At 64.2% G+C, this 23,263-nt stretch carries 17 protein-coding genes; 11 read left to right on the forward strand and 6 right to left on the reverse strand.

The features are described from left to right. Window positions 1-228: 228 nt before the first annotated feature. A complete protein-coding gene (locus tag B5X90_RS02610) occupies window positions 229-948 on the forward strand; it encodes a ZIP family metal transporter (RefSeq protein WP_079549920.1) in 720 nt (239 codons plus the stop codon). Window positions 949-1,145: 197 nt separating this feature from the next. Here B5X90_RS02610 and B5X90_RS02615 read toward each other — a convergent pair whose 3' ends face one another. The 3 genes from B5X90_RS02615 to B5X90_RS02625 all read right to left on the reverse strand — a co-directional run bounded on the left by B5X90_RS02615 (window position 1,146) and on the right by B5X90_RS02625 (window position 5,579). Then, complete coding sequence (locus tag B5X90_RS02615; protein WP_079549921.1) at window positions 1,146-1,709, reverse strand: dihydrofolate reductase family protein; 564 nt, start codon at window positions 1,707-1,709, stop codon at window positions 1,146-1,148. Window positions 1,710-1,801: 92 nt separating this feature from the next. Continuing rightward, complete coding sequence (locus B5X90_RS02620; RefSeq protein ID WP_079549922.1) at window positions 1,802-4,228, reverse strand: HAD-IC family P-type ATPase; 2,427 nt, start codon at window positions 4,226-4,228, stop codon at window positions 1,802-1,804. A 355-nt stretch (window positions 4,229-4,583) separates the two neighbouring features. Further along, the gene (locus tag B5X90_RS02625; RefSeq protein ID WP_079549923.1) at window positions 4,584-5,579 is read right to left on the reverse strand and encodes a LacI family DNA-binding transcriptional regulator; all 996 of its coding nucleotides are present in this window, start codon (window positions 5,577-5,579) and stop codon (window positions 4,584-4,586) included. 124 nt (window positions 5,580-5,703) lie between these two features. Between B5X90_RS02625 and B5X90_RS02630 the strand changes: the two genes are divergently transcribed. Genes B5X90_RS02630 through B5X90_RS02650 form a run of 5 tightly spaced genes read left to right on the forward strand, consistent with a single transcriptional unit; the run spans window position 5,704 to window position 14,243 of the window. Beyond that, window positions 5,704-7,047 carry an MFS transporter gene (locus tag B5X90_RS02630; RefSeq protein WP_079549924.1) on the forward strand — a complete coding sequence of 448 codons (1,344 nt, stop codon included), beginning with the start codon at window positions 5,704-5,706 and terminating at the stop codon, window positions 7,045-7,047. Window positions 7,048-7,067: 20 nt separating this feature from the next. Then, window positions 7,068-9,584 (forward strand): glycoside hydrolase family 78 protein, encoded by a 2,517-nt coding sequence (locus B5X90_RS02635; RefSeq protein WP_079549925.1) that lies wholly within the window; start codon window positions 7,068-7,070, stop codon window positions 9,582-9,584. Beyond that, window positions 9,581-11,851 carry a glycoside hydrolase family 3 C-terminal domain-containing protein gene (locus B5X90_RS02640; protein ID WP_079549926.1) on the forward strand — a complete coding sequence of 757 codons (2,271 nt, stop codon included), beginning with the start codon at window positions 9,581-9,583 and terminating at the stop codon, window positions 11,849-11,851. The genes B5X90_RS02635 and B5X90_RS02640 overlap by 4 nt, the downstream gene beginning before the upstream one ends. Window positions 11,852-11,856: 5 nt before the next feature. Continuing rightward, complete coding sequence (locus tag B5X90_RS02645; protein WP_079550009.1) at window positions 11,857-13,302, forward strand: NAD-dependent epimerase/dehydratase family protein; 1,446 nt, start codon at window positions 11,857-11,859, stop codon at window positions 13,300-13,302. A gap of 44 nt (window positions 13,303-13,346) precedes the next feature. Then, window positions 13,347-14,243: an alpha/beta hydrolase gene (locus B5X90_RS02650; protein WP_079549927.1), complete on the forward strand. Its 897-nt coding sequence runs from the start codon at window positions 13,347-13,349 to the stop codon at window positions 14,241-14,243. A 194-nt stretch (window positions 14,244-14,437) separates the two neighbouring features. On the opposite strand, the gene mmuM is transcribed toward B5X90_RS02650, so the two are convergent. Next, the gene (gene mmuM, locus B5X90_RS02655; RefSeq protein WP_079549928.1) at window positions 14,438-15,409 is read right to left on the reverse strand and encodes a homocysteine S-methyltransferase; all 972 of its coding nucleotides are present in this window, start codon (window positions 15,407-15,409) and stop codon (window positions 14,438-14,440) included. Window positions 15,410-15,735: 326 nt separating this feature from the next. On the opposite strand from mmuM, the gene B5X90_RS02660 reads away from it, so the two are divergent. The 3 genes from B5X90_RS02660 to B5X90_RS02670 are packed head-to-tail and all read left to right on the forward strand — an operon-like array spanning window position 15,736 to window position 17,743. Next, complete coding sequence (locus B5X90_RS02660) at window positions 15,736-16,185, forward strand: hypothetical protein (protein ID WP_079549929.1); 450 nt, start codon at window positions 15,736-15,738, stop codon at window positions 16,183-16,185. Beyond that, complete coding sequence (locus tag B5X90_RS02665; RefSeq protein WP_079549930.1) at window positions 16,182-16,934, forward strand: cyclase family protein; 753 nt, start codon at window positions 16,182-16,184, stop codon at window positions 16,932-16,934. Before B5X90_RS02660 ends, B5X90_RS02665 begins: the two co-directional genes overlap by 4 nt. Window positions 16,935-16,966: 32 nt before the next feature. Then, on the forward strand, window positions 16,967-17,743 hold the full coding sequence (locus B5X90_RS02670) for an IclR family transcriptional regulator (RefSeq protein WP_079549931.1): 777 nt from the start codon (window positions 16,967-16,969) through the stop codon (window positions 17,741-17,743). Here B5X90_RS02670 and B5X90_RS02675 read toward each other — a convergent pair. Further along, window positions 17,740-18,540: an IclR family transcriptional regulator gene (locus B5X90_RS02675; RefSeq protein WP_079549932.1), complete on the reverse strand. Its 801-nt coding sequence runs from the start codon at window positions 18,538-18,540 to the stop codon at window positions 17,740-17,742. The two genes, B5X90_RS02670 and B5X90_RS02675, sit on opposite strands and share 4 nt — an antisense overlap. Before the next feature lie 491 nt (window positions 18,541-19,031). Further along, window positions 19,032-20,471, reverse strand: coding sequence for an amino acid permease (locus B5X90_RS02685; protein ID WP_079549934.1), 1,440 nt, complete (start codon window positions 20,469-20,471; stop codon window positions 19,032-19,034). Window positions 20,472-20,771: 300 nt separating this feature from the next. Here B5X90_RS02685 and B5X90_RS02690 point away from each other — a divergent pair, with 300 nt between their 5' ends. Then, window positions 20,772-21,824: a homoserine dehydrogenase gene (locus B5X90_RS02690; protein ID WP_079549935.1), complete on the forward strand. Its 1,053-nt coding sequence runs from the start codon at window positions 20,772-20,774 to the stop codon at window positions 21,822-21,824. Then, window positions 21,817-23,229 carry an aldehyde dehydrogenase family protein gene (locus B5X90_RS02695; RefSeq protein WP_079549936.1) on the forward strand — a complete coding sequence of 471 codons (1,413 nt, stop codon included), beginning with the start codon at window positions 21,817-21,819 and terminating at the stop codon, window positions 23,227-23,229. The genes B5X90_RS02690 and B5X90_RS02695 overlap by 8 nt, the downstream gene beginning before the upstream one ends. Window positions 23,230-23,263: the final 34 nt, after the last annotated feature.

Raw genomic sequence — 23,263 nt, forward strand, 5'->3', positions numbered from 1 at the left:
CCCGCCCGATTGCGAATGTTCATGAGATGCGGGGTTAGGAAACGGCGCACGCCGACGCCATTCGTTCCTCCCGGACCCCGGACCCCGGACGTCCGGCTGCTGTCGCCCTGAGGGCCTGTGCACAGCTTCCAGTCCGCGGCGCCTCGCGTGCGGCCCTTGCCATCCCCGCGCCTGTTCGGGATGATGCCTAGGCGCGGCACTTTAGTGCCTAAGCCGAAAGGGGCGCCGATGCTGCAGGCATTTGGCTGGGGCCTGATTGCCGGGTCCTCCTACTTCCTGGGTGGACTGCTCGCCCTGCGGTGGCGCGTTGGCAACAGCGTCCTGCTCGGCATCCTGACCGGGCTCGGTGCCGGCGCCCTGCTCTCGGCCGTCGCCTACAAGCTCGTCGCCGAGGCCGGACGGCTGGCCGGTGGAAGCGGCTATGTCGGGGTGGGACTGATCGGCGGGGCCATGGCGACGGCGTGGGTAGTGACGGGTGCCGTGCGCGGCCGGCGGCTGTCCGAACCTCCCGTCCACGAACCCAAGTTCCTTGTAATCGGGCTATCCGTGGTCGCCGAAGCGATTGTTATCACCGGGGCGCTACTCAGTGGCTACGGCATCAGTGCCGCAGTGCTCGCCGCTGTCTTCCTCTGCGGCGTGCCCGAGGCCATGGCCGACACCGGACCGCTGCGCAAATCAGGCATGACCACCCGCCACGTCATGTCCGCCTGGCTGGCCATGACGTTCTTGTGCGCCGCATCGGTGGCCGTCTTCACGGTGCTGCTGCGGGCAGCCCCGCCAGAGGTGGTGGCCTTCGCGCTGGCCTTCGCCGGCGGCGGCATCCTGACGAACGTAACGACCCGCATGATCCCGGAGGGGCTCCGCGACGCCGGCGCCGCCACCGGCATCGCGATCGCCGTCGGCTTCGGCCTCTCTTTCGCCCTAGTGGAGATCCTCGGCGGGCACTGAGGCCGCGGCCGGTTTCATCCCTCTTCCCCAGCCCTTCCGATATCTGTGCCCAACTTACGCACCCTCGAATTTCGACTGTCTGAGCAGCCGAACGACAAACTGCACTCCCCGCTGAAGACGCGCGGTTCTTCTTTGCGCTGACAGGGCTTGGCCTTCTCGAACCGGTCCGCACCATTGGGGGACCGGAGGAATCGCGGTCAGCGCCTCGTCGCGTACCTGGTCAGGACCACCCCGCCGGGAAACGTCCGCGTTTCCACCAGGTTCAGGTTCATCCAGCTGTCCAGCGCCGTGAAGAACGGCGTGCCGCCGCCCACCAGGACCGGAAAGGTGGCCAGCGCGTATTCGTCGATCAGCCCGGCCCGCATGGCCGCCCCGGCGAGCGTTGCGCCGCCGACGCTCATCGGACCGCCGTCCCCGGCCTTGAGCCGGGTGATCTCGGCGATCGCGTCGCCGGTGACCAGGCGGGTATTCCAGTCGACCTTGTTGATCGTCGAGGAGAACACGACCTTCGGCGTGTCCCGCCAGTTCCGCGCGAACTCGATCTCCGCCGCGGTGGCGTTGGGCTGCTGGTCGCCAGTCGGCCAGTAGGAACTCATGGTCTCCCAGAGCTTGCGCCCGTAGAGCGACAGGCTGCTAGCCCGCTCCTGGTCGAGCCACCACTGAAACAGTTCCTCGCTCGGCCCGCCCCAGCCAATGTCGTCGCCGGCCGCGGCGATGTAGCCGTCCAGTGTCAGGTTCATGCCGTAAATCAGTTTCCGCATGGTGCCAGCCCTCCCTCAGTCGGTCTCCAGCGTATAGATCGGACGCGGCGCGGGAAACCCATCGGTGCGCTATCTGACTCGCCGCGGGTCCATCAGGTCCTGCTGCTCCCCCTCTTCACCACCGGACCTTGTCGCGGGAATGCCCGGGCGTGGACCCGGGCCAGGACCTCGACTCCGAGGCCCCCAGCGGCCCCGCACGCCACGGCCGCCAGCAGCAACCCGCCGGGTGGACGGGAAAGCAGGAAGAATTCCTGCACGAGCGGGAGGTTGAGCGCGACCAGCAGGGAGGCGCTCATGGCCAACACCACGGCCAGACGCGCCGCGTTGAGGGGGCGCGACACAGCCGAGAGGATCCACAGTCCGACCATGGACAGCGTCAGCACAGAGGCGCTGCTGACTTGTTCGGACGTAGCCGTGCCGGTCAGCGGCGCGAATGCGTTCAGTGTGAGCAGGGCAGCCGTGACGATCAGTCCGGCGGGGACGGAGAACCATAGGGAGCGGCGCAGGAATCCGGGCTGATAGCGGCGCGGGTTCGGCATGAGCGCCAAGAAGAAGGCCGGGATTCCGATCGTCAGGCCGTCCGTGAAGGATAACTGGCGGGGAAGAAACGGAAACGTCCACTGCAGGAGCCCGAAGGTCACCGCGATGGCGGTCGCATAGACCGTTTTGCTGAGGAAGAGGCTGGAGACCCGCTCAATATTGGCGATGACCTGCCGGCCCTCAGCGAGGACTCCGGGAAGCCGGTCGAAGCGGCCGTCGAGCAATACCAGGCGCGCGACTGCCTTGGTGGCGGGCGCCGCGGAGTCCATGGCGATGCCAAGGTCGGCCGTCTTGAGCGCGAGGGCATCGTTGACGCCGTCGCCGGTCATGGCCACAGTATGTCCCCGGCGCTGGAGCGCCTCGACCATCGCCCTCTTCTGGGCTGGCGTCACTCGGCCAAACACCATGTTTGATTCCATCACCTCCTCCAGATGCAGCGGGTCCTCGGGCAGTGAGCGTGCGTCGAAGCCCTCCGTGACCTCCAGGCCAACCCTGCGGGCAATGGCGGCAACGGTGCGGGGATCGTCGCCGGAAATGATCTTCAACCCGACGCCTTCGGTCCGGAAGAACTTGAGGGTCTGCCGGGCATCGGAGCGCGGCTGTTCCCGGAAGGTCAGCAGCGCCACAGGGTGGAGCGACGCCGGCAGCTGCTCCACCGTCCCATTGGCTGGCAACTGATCCGCGCCGGCCAGGAGCAGGGTCCGCAGCCCTGATGCGGCCAGTTCGCCGGCCTGGCGCAAGACGTCGCTCTGGCGCGGTACTGCGCCGTCGGGCGCCGGGATCGACGGCTTCAGACGTGCGGCTGTGTCGTCGTCCTGCACAAGCATCATTTCCGGTGCTCCGAGAATCCAGGTGCGCGCACCGCCGGCGCTCCCTTTGAAGCTGACTCCGCTCCACTTCCGGGCGGAGGAGAACGGCACGGACCGGACGGGTTGAAGGCCGCCGTCATCCTCAAAGGCCGTACTCAGGCAGCGTGCCGTGGCGTTTGCTTCGGGTTCGGCGCCAAACCATGCGAGGGCCTGCTCCCATCCCGGTTGCGGCGCCAGCGGGTGAACCGCGTCGAAGACCAGCCCTCCTTCTGTGAGAGTGCCGGTCTTGTCCATGCACAGTACGTCCACGCGTGCCAGTCCCTCGACAGCCGCGAGTTCCTGGATCAGTACGTTGTGTTTAGCCAGCCGGAGTCCGCCCACGGCGAAGGCCACGCTCGTCAGCAGCACTAGTCCCAGCGGGACTATCGCGATCATGCTGGCAATGAGTCCCACGAGTGCGGGCGTCCAGGCACCGGCGGAAATGGCGGTCTGCCAGCCGCCGCGCGCCTGGATCTCGCCGTTGAGCACGATGAGGGCCACGGGCAGCAGGATCCAGGCGATCCAGCGCATTACACGGTTGAGGCTGTTGCGGATCTCGGAGTTCACCAGTGAGAAGCGTCGCGCATCTGCCGTCAGCCGGCTCGCGAACGACGCCGATCCGACCCGGACAACCCGGGCGTTGCCGTGGCCGGCCACGACGATCGATCCGGAGAGTACTTCCGTCCCCGCATCCTTACCCACCGGGTCTGCTTCGCCCGTGAGGAGCGATTCGTCCACCTCCAGGCCGGACGACTCCAGTACGGCAGCGTCGGCAGTGATCTGATCCCCGGCCCGCAACGCCAGGAGGTCATCTTCTACGACGTCGGCCGTGGCGATTTCGTGGATCTGACCCTCGCGCAACACCCGCGCGAGCGGGGCGTTGAGGACAGCCAGCCGGTCCAGTGACTTCTTCGCCCTGTATTCCTCGACGACGCCGATCACGGCATTGCTGACAGCGGCGAGGCCGAACAGGGCATCCTGCCATTGCCCCAGGAGCAACAGCAGCAGGAAGCTCGTGCCGACGATTGCGTTGAAGAGCGTGAAGACGTTGGCCCGGAAGATCTGCCACAGGCTCCGGCTAGTGGTGTCCGGCACGCGGTTGGTAAGCCCGCGCTCGACCCGTGTAGCCACCTCCCGCTGCGACAGCCCCTTGGCTGCCGCCTGGCGCCTGGCGGCCGGCCGGCGTTTGGCGGCCGGGGACGCACGCCGATGCAGAAAGGCTCGTCTCCTGCGCCGGCGGTATGCCTTCACTCTCCGATGGTATCCGCCGTAGTGCCACAATGTGACGCATTGCGGCTTTCATCAACTCCGCGGTGGCAACGGGGATCCGACGATGATTTCGAATGCCCGCGGATCTTGAAGCAGGGCCCGCGAGCCACATCGAATGAGGCCACCATACGCGCTGAGCCGGGCGTGTGAGCCTTAGTGCCGCCTCTGCCGGGCACCAGCATGTGCACCTTCATGAGCCGCCGCACGAACAAGGCGCCTATAGCGGAATGGCTGACTCCCGCCGGACAAGCGTTGTTGTTCCACTGGGCGGATCAGGCAGCGGATGACCCTCCGCGAGGTGCAGGGCGATGGCCGCCGTGTATATGCCCAGCCGTTCCATGTCGACCGCAACGCTGGAGATGGACGGCATGAATCGTTCCGCGAGAGGTGAGTTGTCGTGGCCTACGACGGAGAGATCCTCGGGAACCCTGATGCCGCTTCGGACGGCACCGGCGATGACGTCGGCTGCCGTCTCGTCGTTGTAGGCAATCACGGCGGTGACTCCCGCTTCCCGCCACTCAGCCGCAGCAGCTGCTCCTGAGTCATCCTGGTAGTTGACCTGGCGGACAATGGGCTGGGGAATACCCGCTTCGGTGCAGACCCTATTCACCAATTGGAGCCGCTCCTGGATAAAGTCCCGGAGCCGCGGATCCGGTGGGCAGGCATACCCCAGCCGCTGGTGGCCAAGGCTCAGGAGGTGCTCGGCCTGGAGTCGGGGCCCGGAGGCGAAGTCAGTCGATGCCGGGGCCGCTGTTGCGTCCGGTGAAGGGATGATGTTGGTGATGCCAAGGGATTTCATGTCTGCGATGTCTTCTTTGGAGAAGGTGGCGTACCCGATGACGACGGCCGGCTCCAGGATCGCCCAGAGTGGTGTGGCAGTGCTTTCGGGGAGCGGCGTGAAGGTGACCAGGACATAGCCATGTGCTGCCAGGGCGTGGGTCAGCACCTCCAGGTTTGTCCGCAGGCTGTGCTCCAACGGCCAGTCGGGCAGAACGAGAAGAACGATCTTATTGCGTCCGCTTCGGAGAGCCCGCGCGGCCTGGTGCGGCTTGTAGTTGAGCTGTTGGGCGGCGGCCAGAACGCGTGCCCGGGTTTCCTCGGAGATCGTCTGGCCCTTGGTCCGGTTCAGAACGAAACCCACCGTGGCGGGTGAAACGCCTGCCTTGCGGGCAACATCCGCCGCAGTGGTACGCCGTCCCACGGTTGTCGTCACACCCATCTCCTTGAATCGTTACAAAAAGTTCTTGCCACCCTCAGTATGCCTTGCTAGCATCCTACCCATCACTAGTACGTACTAGTGCACTTCCCCCCTACGAATTTTCGACAATGGAGTCCGAATGATTTCTCCTGAGACGCCGCCGGTGTCCACTGCTACCGAATCCCCTGCCACGGGGTTGCTGGGGGCCGAAGAAGCACTCTTCCTTACAGCGCCGTCGGAAGAGTCCGACCTCCCCAAAGTCTCCGCCAAATACATCTGGCTGATGGTTCTGGCCCAACTGGGTGTCTTCATTGCATTCATCACTCCCATAGCCATCTCCCTGGCTGTCAAGGTCAGCCAGGTCACGCCGGGCCAGGAGCAGAACCTCGGATACATCCTCGGCGCCGGATCGCTGGTGGTCATGCTGACCGGACCAATGCTGGGCACCCTCAGCGACCGCACACGGACCAGTCTCGGCCGACGCCGGCCCTTCATCATCGCCGGCACCGCACTCGGACTCGTTTCCCTCATAGTCATGGCCACGGCGGACAGCATTGTGGTGCTGGCACTTGGCTGGGTGCTGGCCCAGTTGGGCTGGGGCCAGGCGCTGGCAGGCCTGAACTCCTCCCAGGCGGACCGGCTGCCGGAATCCCAGCGAGGCAAGGTCTCGGGCCTGGTCGGCTTCGCCAACCAGATCGGCCCCGTGGTCGGTGTCGTGTCCGCCGGGTCACTCATGACCAACAACATGCTGCTGTTCGTCGTCCCGGGCATAGTCGGCGTCGTGACCTGCCTCCTGTTCGTCCTCTTCGTCCGCGAAGAATCAAGCAAGAGCCTGGTGTTCGAAGACCGTTTGAGTCTCCGGCTCATCGCTTCGAAGTACCTCTACAACCCGAGGCAGTACCCGGACTTCAGCTGGAACTGGCTCGCCCGTTTCCTGTTCTACTTCGGCCTGACGCTGAACACCACATTCACCGCGTTCTTCATGGCTTCCCGGCTCGGCGTCTCCCTGCAGGAGATTGCCGGGGTCATCGCCACCATCGGCGGCATCGGCATCCTCGCCACCACGGTCGGAGCGATCGGCGGCGGCTTCCTCTCCGACAGGATCCGCCGGCGGAGGCCCATTGTGCTGGCCGCAGCCATCATCTTCGCCTCAGGCATCGTTGCCATGGCCTTCGCTCACGACATGCCCATCATCGTCGTCGGCTCCGTGCTGACCTCGATCGGCATCGGTGGATTCTCCGCCGTGGACCAGGCCCTGCTCCTGGATGTCCTCCCCGAGAAGAAGACCAATGCCGGCCGCTTCCTGGGCATCACCGGATTCGCCACCTCAATCCCCCAGGCCGCGGCCCCGCTAATCGCGCCGCTGTTCCTCACCATTGGCGCCACGGCGGCTGAGAAGAACTACACGCTGCTCTACCTCGTGGCAGCGGGCATCACCCTGCTCGGCGGAGTCGTCGTCCTCCGCATCAAGTCCGTCCGCTAAACAATCCTCGAAAGACTCCCATGACTGCTTCCCTCCCCTGGACCGCCAGGTTCATCGCGCCACTCACCACCTCCGATACAACCGACGGGCCACACCCCGCACCCCTCTTCCGCCGCGACTTCAAGGCGTCGAAGGTACAACGCGCCGTACTTCACGTAACTGCGCTCGGGTGCGTTGAGGCCTACCTCAACGGGCAGCGCGTCGGCGATGAAGTCCTGGCCCCGGGCTGGACGACCTACCGGCACCGGCTCAACTACAGCACCTACGACGTCACCGATCTGCTCTACGACGGCGCCAACACGCTCGGTGCAATGGTCGGCGAAGGATGGGCCCGGGGACGGCTCGGCTGGGAGGGGGCCGGTCCCACAAAGAACATCTTCGCGGACCGGCCGGGTCTGTTCATGCAACTCGAACTCGACTATGGCGGCTACAGCGAAATAGTGGCCACCGACAAGGAATTTCTGACGGCACCGGGTCCGGTCGTTGCCGACAGCATCTACGACGGCGAAAACTACGACGCCCGTCAGGAACAGACCGGCTGGTCCGCCCCGGGATTCGACGACTCCGGCTGGGCGGGCGTCGAGGTCATCGACTGGGACCTGGAGACCCTGGAGGCCCCGACGAAGGAACCGGTCCGGCGCATCCAGGAAGTCGCGGTCCAGCGGCTCATCACGACGCCGTCAGGCAAGACCGTCGCCGATTTCGGCCAGAACCTGGTCGGCTGGATCCGGCTCAGCGCCGAGGGAAACACCGGCGCCACGATTACGCTCCGCCACGCCGAAGTCATGGAAGACGGCGAGCTGGGAACCCGGCCCTTGCGCACCGCGAAGGCAACCGACACGTACACCCTTCGCGGTGGCGGCGTGGAGACCTGGGAACCACGCTTCACCTTCCATGGGTTCCGTTACGTCGAAATCGAGGGATACCCCGGACAGCTGACCGCGGACAAGCTCAACGCCGTCGTCATCCACACCGAGATGACACGGACCGGCTGGTTCGAATCCTCCAACCCGCTCCTAAACCAGCTGCACAGCAACACCGTCTGGTCGATGAAGGGAAACTTCGTCAGCCTCCCCACCGACTGCCCGCAGCGCGACGAACGGCTGGGATGGACCGGAGACATCAACGTCTTCGGGCCCACCGCGGCATATCTGTACGATGTCCGCGGTGTGCTTGGATCCTGGCTGCGGGACCTCGCTTTGGAACAAGCGCACAAAGGATATGTGCCCATGGTCATCCCCGATTTCCAGACCCACGCCGCACCCATGACCACCGCCGTCTGGTCAGATGCCGCCGTCCTGCTGCCCTGGACCCTCTACCAGGCCTACGGCGACAGGCAGATCCTCAATGACGCTTACACCTCCATGAGGGACTTCACCACCCAGGTTGAAGGCCTACTGAACCCCAACGGCCTTTGGGATGCCGGCTTCCAGTTCGGCGACTGGCTCGATCCGGACGCCCCGCCGGAAAACCCCGCCAACGGCAAGACGGAACCCCATCTGGTCGCCGCCGCCTACTTCTGCCGCGTCACCCATGTCATGGCCCAAGCAGCCGGGATCCTCGGGCACTTGGAAGATCAGACCAGGTTTGCACTGCTGGCCGAGAAGGTGAAGCAGGCCTTTCGGGACGAGTACGTCGCAGCGTCGGGGCGTCTGGTCAACGGCTCCGCCACGGCCTACGCCCTCGCCATCACCTTCGACATCCTCAACGATGCCCAGAAGGAACGGGCTGGCGAGGAGCTGGCCACTCTGGTCGCGAAGGCGAAGTACACCATCTCCACCGGATTCGTGGGCACCCCCGTACTCTGTGATGCCCTCACCCAGACCGGGCACCTGGATGATGCCTACAAACTTCTGCTGCAGACAGAGTGCCCGTCGTTCCTCTACCCGGTCACCATGGGCGCCAGCACAATCTGGGAACGGTGGGATGCCATGCGCCCCGACGGCAGCATAAACCCCGGCGGCATGACCTCCTTCAACCACTACGCGCTTGGCGCGGTGGCTGACTGGATGCACCGCACCGTCGCCGGCCTTGCTCCCGCGGAACCCGGCTACAAGCGAATCCGCATCGCACCCAAACCGGGAGGAGACCTCACCAGCGCCTCCGCACGCCACCTCACCCCTTACGGCGAAGCCTCTGCGTCCTGGCAGATCCAGGAGGACACCGTGAGCCTGGATGTCACTGTCCCCGAAGGAACGAGCGCCGAAGTCGTCCTTCCGCTGCACCCGGACAGCGTCGTCCTTGAAGTCGGACCTGGAACCCACTCCTGGAGCTACCAGGTGCCCCAGGGTTACAACGAACGGCCCGTCTACAGTCTGGACACCACATTCGGAGTCCTGGCCCAGGACCCCAATGTCTGGGAAAGCTTCGCAGCAACTTTCGCCACGTTCTTCCCCGGCGTCCCGCTGGACGGCAACAGCCCGGACGCCAAAAGCCTCACCATCAAGGACATGCTCGGCATGATCCCGATGAGCCCCGCCGGCTTCTCCGAAGCCATCGAAAACGTCCTGAAATCTGCAAACGAGGTAACCGCATGAACCACCAGACCACCGACGCGAACGAGGCATCCACCGAGAGCCTTAGCCTTAAAGAGAAGGCCGCCCTCCTGTCCGGCCGCGATTTTTGGTCCGCTGCACCCGTTCCAGGGGTCCCCTCCATCGTCATGGTGGACGGGCCCCACGGCGTACGACGCCAGGAAGGCACGGCCGATAACCTCGGATTCCACAGCAGCATGCCCTCCACCTGCTTCCCGCCCGGGACGGCCCTGGGGTCGAGCTGGGATCCGGACCTCGTGGAGGAAGTCGGCCGCGCCCTGGGACGGGAAGCACGGGCGTTGTCCGTCAACGTCCTCCTCGGCCCGGCAATCAATATCAAGCGCTCCCCCCTGTGCGGGCGCAACTTCGAATACCTCTCCGAAGACCCCCTCGTCACCGGGGTCCTCGGCGCTGCCTATGTGCGCGGTGTCCAGAGCCAGGGCGTCGGCGCCTCCGTGAAGCACTTCGCGGCCAACAACCAGGAAACGGACCGGATGCGGGTCAGCTCCGACGTGGACGAGCGGACGCTGCGGGAAATCTACTTTCCCGCCTTTGAACGGGTCGTCCGCGACAGCGACCCGGCCACCATCATGTGCTCCTACAACCGCATCAACGGCACCTACGCCTCCGAAAACCGGTGGCTCCTCACCGACGTCCTCCGCACGGAATGGGGCTTCCGCGGAGCCGTCGTCTCGGACTGGGGAGCCGTCAGCAACCGCATTGCCGCCCTGAAGGCGGGCCTTGACCTGGAAATGCCCGGCACCGACGGCGCCACTGTCGCGGAAGTTATCGCCGCCGTCGAGGACGGCAGCCTTGCGTCAGAATACGTCGATGCCAGTGCCGCGAGGATCGCCGCCCTGCAGCGGCGGACAGCTTTGGGGGACGACGAGACCGCCTTTGACGCCGACGAGCACCACGCCCTCGCCCGCCGGGCCGCCGCCTCCTCGATCGTCCTGCTGCGCAACGAAAACAACACGCTGCCGCTTCAGCCGGGAAACGCTGTGGCAGTCCTGGGCGAGTTCGCCGCGAAGCCCCGCTACCAAGGGGGCGGCAGCTCGCACGTCAACGCCACCCGCGTCGACGTCCCGCTCGACGAACTCCGGCGCGCCCTGGGCGAGGATCGCGTGCACTACGCGCCGGGATACGGCTCCGCCGGGACGGTATCAAATGCCGCCCTGCTCCGGACCGAGGCGACCGATCTGGCCCGCGGCGCGGACATCAGCATCGTCTTCGTCGGACTGGAGGAGAAGGAAGAATCCGAGGGTTTCGACCGCGCCAACCTTGATCTTCCGGCCGACCACGTCGCCCTCATCCAGGCGGTGGCGTCAGTGAGCGCCCGCACCGTCGTCGTCCTGTCCAACGGCGGCGTGGTGATCCTGGAACCCTGGCACGACCGCGTCGACGCCATAGTCGAAGGATGGGCCCTCGGCCAGGCAGGCGGCGGGGCCATTGCCGACGTTCTCACCGGCCGCACCAACCCCTCCGGACGGCTCGCCGAGACCATCCCCTGCCGGCTGAACGACACTGCTTCCTTCATCAACTTCCCCGGAGAGGCCGGCCACGTCCGCTATGGAGAAGGTGTCCTCGTCGGCTACCGGTTCCACGAAACTGTCGGCGTGCCCGCACGGTACCCCTTCGGGCACGGCCTGAGCTACACGACCTTCAGCTACTCGAACCTCAGTGCCAGGAGCGTGGGCCTCGACGAAGCCACGGTGGAGGTCACCGTCACGAACACCGGGGACCGCGTCGGCGCTGATGTTGTGCAGATGTACGTGGGTGCTCCCGCAGGACCGGTCCGGACCCCCGCGCGTGAACTGCGGGCCTTCCGAAAAGTCACCCTCGACCCCGGTGAATCCAGGACCGTAACCTTCGATCTGGACCGCCGGGCCTTCGCCTACTACGACATCACCGACCACCGATGGGCCGTCACGCCTGGCCGGTACTCCATTGAAGTGGGCCGGTCCTCCCGCGCCATCACTAGCCGGTCCACGATTACGCTCGACGGCGACGCTGGGCGCCCCTCACCCCTGAGCCTGACCTCCACCGTCGAGGAATGGTTCACCCACCCCGTCGTCGGCCCCCTGCTCATCGAGGGCATCACCGCATCCCTGACGGAGGAGCAGCGGCAGGCCGCGGAGGGAATGCAGGACGGGCTCAAGATGGCCTACTCCATGCCGATGAACCAGTTCGCCAAGTTCCCCGGCGTCACCATCCCCCTCGAATCCCTCCATCAGTTGATCGAAGCAAGCAAGGAACCCTCATTTCAGTGAAACCGATGCAGAAACAGAAAAAACGGATCTTTCTCACCGGCGCCACCGGAAACTGGGGGCAATACATCCTGCGGGAATTTGCCCAACGCGCCGACCGCTTCGACATCGTGGCCCTGGTCCTCCCCACGAAGAAGGACACCGGCGTCATCGGCCAGTTCACCGGCATGGACAACCTCAACGTTGTCTATGGGGACATCACGGACTACCCCACCGTCCTGTCCTGCGTCACCGGAGCCGACTACGTCCTGCACACCGGCGCCGTCGTATCACCCTTTGCCGACGACCACCCCGAACTCACCCACGCAGTCAACGTCGGCGGTGCCCGGAACGTCATCAAGGCTGTGCAAGCCCAGCCCGACCCGGACGCCGTCCGCCTGGTGACGATCGGCACCGTCGCCCAAAGCGGGGACCGAAACCCGCCCCACCACTGGGGCCGGGTCGGGGATCCCCTGCGCGTCTCGCACTACGACGAATACGGCCAGAGCAAGGTCATCGCCGAACGAGAACTGATCGACTCCGGACTCAAGCACTGGGTATCGCTTCGCCAGACCGGCATCTTCCACCCCGGAATCCTCGAAACCCGCGACCCGATCATGACCCACTCCACCTTCAGCGGAGTCATGGAATGGGTATCCGTCGAAGACGCCTCCCGCCTACTGGCCAACATCTGCGAAGAAGACGTCCCCGAAGAATTCTGGGGCGGCATCTATAACATCGGCGGCGGGGACGGCTGGCGGCTCACCAACTGGGAACTGCAGACCCGAATGACCGCCGCCATGGGCGTGAAAGACGTCCGCAAGTGGTACGACCGGAACTGGTTCGCAACCACCAACTTTCACGGCATGTGGTACTCAGATTCGGACCTGCTCGAGAAGCTCGTCCCCTTCCGAGGAGACTCATTCGCGGATGCCCTTGCCCGCGCCATAGCGGCCGGACCGGCCAGCGTCCGGCTCGCCGGAAAAATCCCAGCTGCGGTAATCAAACACCTCGTGATGAAGCCCCTGACCAAGAAGCCCCGCGGAACAATGGCATGGATCGAAAACAACGATCACGCAAGGATCAACGCATACTTCGGCTCACGGGAGGCATGGGAGAGCCTCGGCGACTGGTCCACTTTTATCCCTCCCCGGCCCGACAAGGAACCCCGGCTCCTGGACCACGGCTACGACGAATCCAAGCCCCGCTCCCAATGGTCCATCACAGACATGACAGAAGCGGCAGAATTCCGCGGCGGCCACTTACTCTCCGAGACCATGGCAACTGGTGACATCTCCGCACCATTGACCTGGCAATGCGCCTCAGGCCATACCTTCCGTGGCAGCCCCCGGCTGATCCTTGCAGCCGGACACTGGTGCCCTGAATGCGTCAAAGACCCGACTGGGTATGCCAGCCAGGCCGCGGCCAACCGGTTCCTCGCCCAGCTTGAACCCGCCCCGGCCGTCAACGTCTGAGACACGGCCGGCCAATACACCTCGAACATAAGAAGGAGCTCACCATGCCACCACGCGCCGGATCCGAAGACGCAGCCCGAACGGGGCGGATCCTCGAACCCGTCACCGACACCGCGTTCCCAGGTCCCAACGGGCCCGTGCCGGCCCGTCTGTACGGTGCAACAGGCGCCACCACCCCGACGCTCGTTTGGCTCCACGGCGGCGCGTTCTCTCACGGGGACCTGAACGCGGCGGAGAGTCACGACGTCGGCCTCGGCTTGGCTGCCAGAGGGATCCACATCATCTCGGTGGATTACCGCCGCGTGCCTCCATGGAGCCCATTTCGCAAACCCCGCCCCGGGAAGCTACCCGGAGTCCGGTTCCCCATGCCCCTCGAAGACGTCGCAGCGGCCTTCAAAGCGGTGGCACGCGCCGCGGCCGATGGCGGTGCGCAAACCACCCGGATTGCACTTGGCGGCGCAAGCGCAGGCGCGTGCCTGGCCGCCGCCGCCACCTACGATCTCCGACACTCGACACCAGCGCCCTCGGCCTTGGTGCTCGCCTATCCCAGCGTCCACGCACAACTGCCACCGCTGCCCCCGGAGCTTCGAAAGAAACTCCGGGGGCCCCGCGGTCTCTGGCAGTTCACGCCGGCAACGGTGGAGCGAATGAACCGAAACTACGCCGGATCGCTTCAAAGCATGAACGACCCCCGCGCCTTCCCGGGCGGGGCAGACTTGTCACAGTTCCCACATACCCTGATCCTCAATGCCGAATTCGACACACTTCGCGCATCTGGCGACGCTTTCGCTTCCGAACTGGGAGCCCACCACGTGCCCGTCGAGAACGAATATCTACCAGGAACCCGGCACGGCTTCCTAAACAAACCAGGAACAGATGCAATGGACGCCGGGCTCGACCGCATCGCATCGTGGCTCCAGGCACCGGCCCCGTCCCGATGAGCCGGCGAAAGGAACGCCAGCGCATCCCGCCCTGAGGCCACACAAATACAGCTATGCCGACATTCATGCCCGGATCTCGCCTTTGGCCGGACAAACGGGCGCCAACCTCTCCCCCAGGCCGCCAGAGTTAGCTGCGAATAGGCCAGGTTCGTGACGCGTCACAAGTTCCTTGCACCAGTAGCACCAACCGGTCGTTATTCAGGTTTGTGAGTTGCTAACAGTGCCGTCACGGCCGCAATATCCTGTGGGGTCGTTCGACAGCACCCGCCAATGAGCCGGGCACCAAGTTCACGCCAGATTGGCGTTCCCTCCGCAAGGCTTGCGGGCTGTTTGCTATCGGGGTCTGAAGGGCCCGCCGCGGCCGGCCCCCACGTTTTGGTGACTGCGTCATAGCTTTCGCCCGAATTCGGATATGCGATCAGGGGCGTATCAGTGGCTCTGCCCAGGGCCTCCAGCGATGGGGAGACCAGCTCCAGCGGCACGCAGTTCACGCCGATCGCTGCCACGAGCGGCTCAGCCGTAAATAGCTTTGCCGCCTGAGCCAGCGGCGTGCCGTCGCTGATGTGGCCGCCGTCCCGTAGCGTGAAGGAGAGCCAGGCTTCGACATCGAACTCTTTCATGAGTGCTAACAAGGCCTCGGCCTCCGGCAATGAAGGCAGCGTCTCACAGGCAAGAAAGTCCGCTCCGGCCTCCACCAGCGCCGCGATTCGAGGCCGGTGGAACTCCAAAAACTCGTTTCGGCTGAGGACATAGTCGCCCCGGTATTCCGATCCGTCTGCAAGGTACGCGCCGTAGGGCCCGACCGATCCTGCAACCAGCAGAGGGCCCGCATCCTGGTTTTCGGCCAGGTACTCGCGGCCTGCCTCGTCAGCCAGGCGCACACTCAGGGCCACCCGATCCAAGGCCTCTTCCTCGCCGATGCCGCGCCGCGCAAATCCCCCGGGTGTGGCTTGATAGCTCGCCGTGATGGCGACGGCGGCTCCGGCGCGGAAGTAATCGTGGTGTACGCGCTTGACCAGTTGCGGTTGTTCCAGAAGGACTTTCGCCGACCACAAAGGGTCTTCCAGATCGCAGCCGTGCGCTTCAAGCTGGGTGGCGAGTGCACCGTCCACGGTCAGGTTCGCTCCGGCGTCGAGCATGCGGGAAAGCATGGTGTTACTGGGCATAGTTAAGGGCTCCAAGCGGTTCGGTTCGTTCTTGTCTGCCGGGCAGTTGCGGCCCTCGTGGCCAAGGCAATGCAAGGTAGCACAACGTGCAATGCCAAAAAGCGCAGTGCAGCCCGGGACTTGCAGATGACGGTCAGCAGCCGCTTGCTGCAACCGGTGCCGCGCGGCCCAGTCACGCCCAAAGTCTGGCGGATGTGCCGAATGAACGCAAACCCCTGCTCCAAATGTTGTGCGTAATAAGCATTTATTCATGCTTGTAATGACCGTCACACTGTGCCAACATGGCTTTCAGATACCTTCGCGACCCGCCCAGGAAGAGGCTTCCCTTGAAGATTGAAATGAAATCAGTACGCAAGTTGCGCGTGCACTGGCCCATAGCTTCGGAATCGTTCTCGCGGCTCACCAAGGGAGACGTAGAAGCATTCAAGGACGAGGCGGGCATCGGAGCCCTGCTCCAGGCTTTGTCCGATTCCCCCGAATTAGGGGATTTTGGCAACTACCGACATGTTTTCGAATCCTCTGTAGGTTTCGAGGGGTTCACCTGCACTGAAGGCGCGAACCCGACGTTGGGTCAGGTGGGGCGGCAGACAATCTCCCCGACCTTCGTCTTCACAACGTATTTCGATGCGCTGCTCGATGACGCCGCCGTGGAACGATTCGTCCAGCGCGTGGTGGATATCCATCCCTGGGAGGTGCCGGTCATCGAACTGACGGGGCCAATCAGCGTCTCCAGCACCGCGCTTCCGGCATTCCATGCGAACGGGGCCGCATCATGATTGAAGCCACCACGGCCGGACTTTGGGACGATCTGCAGCCGCTGCTTGCCGGCCGATCATTCACCGACCTGACGCACGCCTTCCACCCCGGCCAGCCGCATTTTTCGGCATTCCCGAACGAAAAAAGGGAGGCTGTGTTCGATCTGGAGAAAGGCGACGGTTTCACCGCTCACCGGTATTCGATCATCGGGCAATGGGGAACGCACGTTGATCCGCCCTCGCATTTCATCCGAGGAGGACGAACGTTGGACCAGATTCCCGTGGAGGACATGGTCCTTCCCCTGGTTATCCTCGATATCACCTCGCGTGTTATCGAAAATGCGGATGCCACGCCCACGATGGAGGACATTCAGGCATGGGAGCACCGCAATGGCGCCATCGCGCCCGGTGCCTTTGTGGCGCTGCGGACAGGATGGAGCCATCGTTGGCCCGACACGGGTGCCATGGCAAACAGGGATGATGAAGGTGTCAGCCACACGCCGGGATGGTCGCAGGAAGTCCTCTCCTTCCTCATCGAGGAGCGCTCGGTGACTGCCGTCGGCCATGAGCAGACGGACACAGACCCAGGGAGTGCCACATCCCGCCAGGATTTCACCTTGGAGACCTATGTCCTGGCCCAGAACCGGTGGCAGATCGAGCTGATGGCCAACCTGGACGGACTTCCTGAAGCGGGCGCGATCCTCATTGCGAGCTGGCCGAAGCCGCTCCAAGGCAGCGGTTTTCCAGCCCGGGTCTTCGCCATCCACTAAGACCCGTTGATCCAGTGACTAGAATCGGTTCCATGTCTAAGACGTCCAGCATGGGCCGGGGAATCATGGCTGTCCTAGCGGTGGGCGCCCGCAACCCAGGAGGGCTGCCTGGCGGAACGGTCGCTGACATAGCCGCCGATCTGGGCAAAGACCGCAGCCAGGTTTCTCGCAGCCTCCGGACCGCCGAGCAGGAGGGGTTTCTGGCCCGCGGCGAACATCGGTCCTACACCCTGAACTGGTCACTCCTGACAGACGCGCAGCTGTTGACAGAGCAGCGGCTGCAGAGCGACGGCGTGACCGCACTGGAAGGCTTGGCCGGCGAAACTGATGAAGGATGCTTCCTTGGCATCCTGCGCGGCGAAAGTACGGTCACTATCGGCGAACGTGTTCCGGCAAGCAGCAACATGGTCGGTTCCTGGCTGGGCCGGCCCTACCCGGCCTACTGCAGTGACGCCGGCCAGGCCCTGATGTGGGAAGCGTCGGATGCCGAGGTCCGAACCGTTTTTTCCGGCGTTGACTTCATGCGTCATGGTCCCAACACACCGCTCGACGTCGATGACTTCCTGTCGCGTCTGCGCGGGGCGCGGTCCCGGGGGTACTCAATTGTCGATGAGGAAGCCGAGCCCGGACTGTATTCCCTGGCCGTTCCGATTCGGGACTTCAAGGGCGACGTGGTCGCAGCGCTTCAGGTTGTAGGCACCAAGACCCGCCTGGAGCCGCGGCGGGAACTCTGCGCCACGGCTCTCCTGTCCTGGGGAAAGTGGCTTGAATCGGCGTTGGGCCACACGTCGGCACCGAACGGGCTCTAGCTGGCAAGTCCCTTACGGGCGGCGTCGCCCCGGACGCCGCCCTCGCAGGACCCCAGCCGTTCGGCTGCGGCCGTGAGGGCCTCGGCAATGTCACTAGTCCTGGATGTGATCTTGTCCCGGCCCCCCAGGACGCTGAGCGCGGCAAGAATGGATCCGTCAGCGCTGCGGACCGGAACGGCGAGCTCGCAGACGCCGTGCTCGAATTCCTCCTCCGCGACAATGAAACCCCGAGCCCTGTCCCGGTCCATCAATTCGGCAAGTTCTTGGGGGGAATGGGCCGCTCCCGGACCGCCTACGCCGATGAAGTTAACGTCCCGAAGGAGGGCTTGGACGGCCGGCTGCCGCTCGTCCCAGAGCAGGGCCCGGCCGGACCCGGTACACCATACGGGCGTCACCATGCCGGGTTTCACGAAGCTTCCGGGGACTGCGTCATTGCTGGAGGCACGCAGGAGAATGACGCGGAAGCCCTCGCGGACGGAAACTCTGGCTCTAAGGCCGAACGAAGCCACCAAAGCCTCAAGTTCGGCTCTTGATTCGTGGACCCATCCGGCATTCAGCGCTGCGGCCAGACTGAAAAAACGTGGGCCGGTTCGGAAGGGTCCTCGTTCGACACGTTCCAGCAGTCCCAGCTCGCATAATTCCTGCGTCAGCCGCGAGACACGGCTTTGTTCCATATCCAGCTCGGATGCGAGCTGGGAAACGCCGAGTAGCCGCCTGCCCCACTTCTCCCGGTCTGCGACCAGCCGGACTATTCGAAGTCCTTGGGCCATGGACGACGCTTCCGAGGAAGAATCCATGATCCGTGCTCCTTCCGCCCGATAACTACGCCTATTCTCACATGTCTTCATTGATAACGAGGACGCGGTTTCCTTGTCCCCACACAGGGTAGTGGTCCGGCAGTATTGCTGAATTCGCTGCTTCGAGTTCTGCCGGAGCGATTGCGGCGCTTCCCTGCCGACCGAACAGCACGACTTCGTCTCCCGGGGAGACGTTCTTCCCGGGGAGCTCCGGTGAGCTGGAGCAGCGCCAACGCCTGGCTTGAAAACGCACAAGGGCCGTGTCGATGTGGCTGTTGTCGTCCTGGGAAAATGCGTCGTGATCCCGGGTTCCGGACGTTTGACTCGAAAGCGGCGGCGCCATTCTCCAGCCAACTGCCCGCGTCCTGGGCCGAACTGCGCATTTGTTGCATCAGGTCTTGTGAACTCATGGCTATATCCGTTGGACTGCTTCACGGCCGGGCACGAATGTCCCGGCCGTGAAGCAGAGTATGCGGTAGTTGATGATGGCCCTAGGCCAACTGGCTTTCGCGCGCCTTGCGTCCGTACTTGAAGTAGAAGAAGGCATAGCAGGCGCCAACAAAAGAGACTCCGAAATAGAGGGCTGCTACCTGGTTCGGGTCGTAGGCGATGCCGATGAGCGAAATAAGGCAGAGCGAGAAGGCCAGGATCGGCACCAGCGGGAACAGCGGCGCTTTGTACGGAAGGGCAGCAACATCGCCGCCCCTCCTGACGAAGGACCTCCTGTGGAAAAAGTGCGAGGCGGTGATGGACATCCAGACCCCGACGACGGCGAATCCTGCCACCGAAACGAGCGCCAGGTAGACCGTTTCGGGCGCTACGACGCTGCTGATAAGAGATGCCAGGCCTCCGAGCATGCTGACTGACAGCGCGATCATGGGGATCCCGCGTCGGGTCAGTTTCTTTAGCGCCCGCGGCGCGTGCCCCTCGTCGGCAAGGGAGTAAAGCATCCGTGCGCAGGAGAAGAGACCGCTGTTTCCGGCGGAGAGGAGTGCGGTGATGATGACGAAATTCATGATGTCGGCGGCAAAAGGAATGCCTATGGATGAGAAGACCGTCACGAACGGGCTTTCATCCAGTCCGACCTGCTCGAACGGGATGGTGGCGGCGATGACGGCGATCGCCCCGACGAAGAAGATCAGCAGGCGGATGACTGTGCTCCGCATCGCTTTCGGGATGCTGGTGGCAGGGTCGGCTGTTTCGCCTGCCGCCACGCCGATGAGTTCAGAGCCTGAGAAGGCGTAGAAGACGGCCAGGGCAGTGACAAGGACGCCGGCGAAGCCGTTCGGGAAGAGGCCGCCGGATGTGTTGAAGTTCTCCAGCAGGAACGGGTGGTTGACCCCCTCGCTAAGCGGGTGAACTCCGAAGAGCGCCGCGCCGCCGAGGACGATGAGGACCACGATGGCGCCGACCTTGACGATGGCAAACCAGAACTCAGACTCGCCGAAGAACTTCGAGGAAATGGCGTTGAAGCCGAAGAGGACCGAGGCGAAGATGACGCACCAGACCCAGACCTCGACCCCGGGGAACCAGCGCTGCATCAGGAGGCCTGAGGCCGTGAACTCCGATCCGATGGCCACTGCCCAACAGAGCCAGTAGAGCCAGGCCGTGACGAAGCCGGTGGCAGGCCCGATCGACCTCGCAGCGTAGATGTGGAACGCGCCTGAGACCGGATACGCGATGGCAAGTTCGCCGAGGCAGGCCATTACCAGGTACACAACGAAGGCACCGATGAGATAAGCGATGACGGCCCCGAGTGGGCCGGCCTGGGAAATGGTGTAGCCCGAGCTAAGGAACAGCCCGGAACCGATCACCCCACCCATGGCGATCATGACCAGATGCCGTGCCCCCATGGACCGCCGGAGCCCGGAATCGGTCGACGGGGGAATCGTGGGCTGCGGTTCCAGCTGGACAGGTGTTGACGGTTCCATGGTTTCTCCCAGGTGAGTGGACAGGTCTGATGCGAAAGGTGCGCATGTCGTCCCGGTGGGCGGGACGGGCCGCCTCGGACTGTGCAACGGCGGTAGTGATGAAAGTAACACGAAAACGAGATTTTGGTCATTAAAAACATTTCACCATGCCTATGTTGCACTTAGTTACATCCGGGCGTCGATGTCGAATCGGCAGGGACATGGTCACTTCGCCCTGTTTTTCGGTCACAATCACATGCACCGACGGACATGGAATGCGGTGAGCATTGGAAGACCGATGTAACTGATTGAAGGAGCACCATGACCACCTACGACATTGCGCTGATCGGCTTCGGCGGCGTCAACCGGACACTGGCCGAACTGATCGCAACACGCGGCGAGACACTTCATACCGAGCTGGGCTTCGGCCTGCGGGTCGTGGCCATCACCGACCTCCGCCTCGGCTCCCTGGTCCAGGCCGAGGGCATTGACCTTTCCATCCCCCTCAAACTGGACGGTGGCAGCGAAACCTTCGCCGAATACGGCGGATCCGCGGACACCAATAATGAATCCGTCATCCGCAACTGCACCGCGGACATCATCTGCGAGGCTACCTTCACCAATCCCGAGGACGGCGAGCCGGCAGTCTCGCACGTGCGATGGGCACTCGAATCCGGCAAGAGCGTCTGCACCACGAACAAGGGCCCCGTTGCCCTCCGTGGCGCTGAGCTGACCTCCCTGGCCGAACAGAACGGCGTGCACTTCGAGTTCGAGGGTGCCGTTATGAGCGGCACTCCCGTCATCCGCCTGGCCAAGAGGATGTTCGCGGGGCTGAAGCTGAAGGGTTTCGAAGGCATTCTCAACGGCACCAGCAACTACGTGCTCGGGCGGATGGAAGCCGGGCTGGGCCTCGAGGCGGCTATCAGCGAGGCGCAGGAACTCGGCTATGCCGAGGCAAACCCCGCAGCAGACATTGAAGGCTACGACGTTCAGCTCAAGGTCCTCATCCTCGCCAACGAACTGCTCGACGCAGGCATGGAACTCCAGGACGTTCAGCGGCAGGGGATTTCAGCTGTGACGCCGGAGAATATCCGGAAGGCAGCCCGCGAGGGACGCCGATGGAAGCTCGTCGGTGCTGCACGGCGGAACCTGGACGGGTCAGTGACGGCAGGCGTATCCCCCGTCGCACTCCCCCTCGACCACGGGCTGGCCGGCATTTCAGGCGCAACCAACGCCGTGTCCTTCGACACCGACCTTCTGGGCGCCGTAACCGTCTCAGGACCGGGAGCCGGCCGCGTGGAAACCGCCTACGCCCTGCTCTCCGACATCATCGCCATGCACGCCGTCCGGACGGGAGCAGCCGCAAATGCTTGAATCCACACTGTATTCGACGGAAACCGTGCTCCCTCAGTTCCGGGACGTCAGGAGCCCCTACGACGGCAGGGTGGTCGGCGCGGTTTCCCTGACCGAAGCCACCGCCGGCGAAGCCGTGATTGAAACAGCCCGCATCGGCGCCCGGAAAGCACGGGCGCTGTCCCGCAATGCCCGCGGGAAGATACTCGACGGCGCCGCAACAGAGATCGAGCAGCGCCACGAGGAGTTCGCGCAAACCATTGTGTCTGAGGCCGGGAAAACGATCCGCCAGGCCCGGAAGGAAGTCCTGCGGGCGGTCAACACGCTCCGCCTCTCCGCTGCCGAAGCGCGCCGAAACGCAGGCGAAGTCATCCCCTTTGACTCGTACGAGGGCTCAGAGGACCGGACCGGGTGGTACTCCCGCGAACCCTTGGGCATCATTGCCGCGATCACTCCGTTCAACGACCCCCTCAACCTGGTGGCTCACAAGATCGGGCCGGCCATCGCCGGAGGAAACGCCGTGATCCTCAAACCCTCGGCCCTGACTCCGCTGTCAGCCCAACTGCTCACGGACGCCCTCGTCAGCTCCGGGCTGCCGCCGGAGACCCTCACGATTGTTCACGGCGACCGGGAAGTAGCCGAGTCAATCATCAGGTCCCGGGACGTACGAATGGTGTCCTTCACCGGGGGGTTCTCCACGGGTGAGAGCATCGCCCGCACGGCAGGCCTGAAGAAGCTTTCGATGGATCTCGGTGGAAACGCACCCGTGATCGTCCTGGACGATGCCGACATCGAGAACGCGGTGGAATCCTGCGTCTCCGGAGCGTTTTGGGCCGCCGGACAGAACTGCGTGGGGGTGCAGCGGATCCTCGTAGCCGCCCCGGTGTACAGCGCGTTCCGCCGGCGCTTCCTGGAGGAAACGGCACGGTTGGTAGCCGGAGATCCATCGGATGAACGGACGGATGTCGGGCCCATGATCAGCCCCGCCGCCATGCAGGAGCTCCAGACGAAGCTGGAAGGGGCCCTCGGTGCCGGCGCTGTCCTGCTCGCTGGCAATGTCAAGGACGGAAATGTGCTTCAGCCGACCGTTCTGGAAGCCGTCCCGGCGGACAGCAGGCTGTGGAAGGAGGAGGTTTTCGGGCCGGTGGTGATGCTTCATAAATTCACCACCTTCGAAGAGGCCATCGACGTCGCCAACGCCATCGAGTTCAGTCTCCATGCGGGCATATTCACCGACTCCCTGGCCAGGGCCATGGATGCGGCCCGCAAGCTCGAAGCAGGCGGCGTCATGATCAACGATTCCTCTGACTACCGGTTCGACGGCATGCCATTCGGTGGGGCCAAGTACGGGAGCATGGGCCGGGAGGGCGTCCATTTCGCGTATGAGGAGATGACGCAGCCAAAGGTCATTTGCATCAAGAACTGATCGACCTGGAGGGCGCGACCGGGCCCTGCGCCCT

Origin of the sequence: Arthrobacter sp. 49Tsu3.1M3, from assembly GCF_900168135.1 — a bacterium.
Lineage (GTDB): Bacteria > Actinomycetota > Actinomycetes > Actinomycetales > Micrococcaceae > Arthrobacter.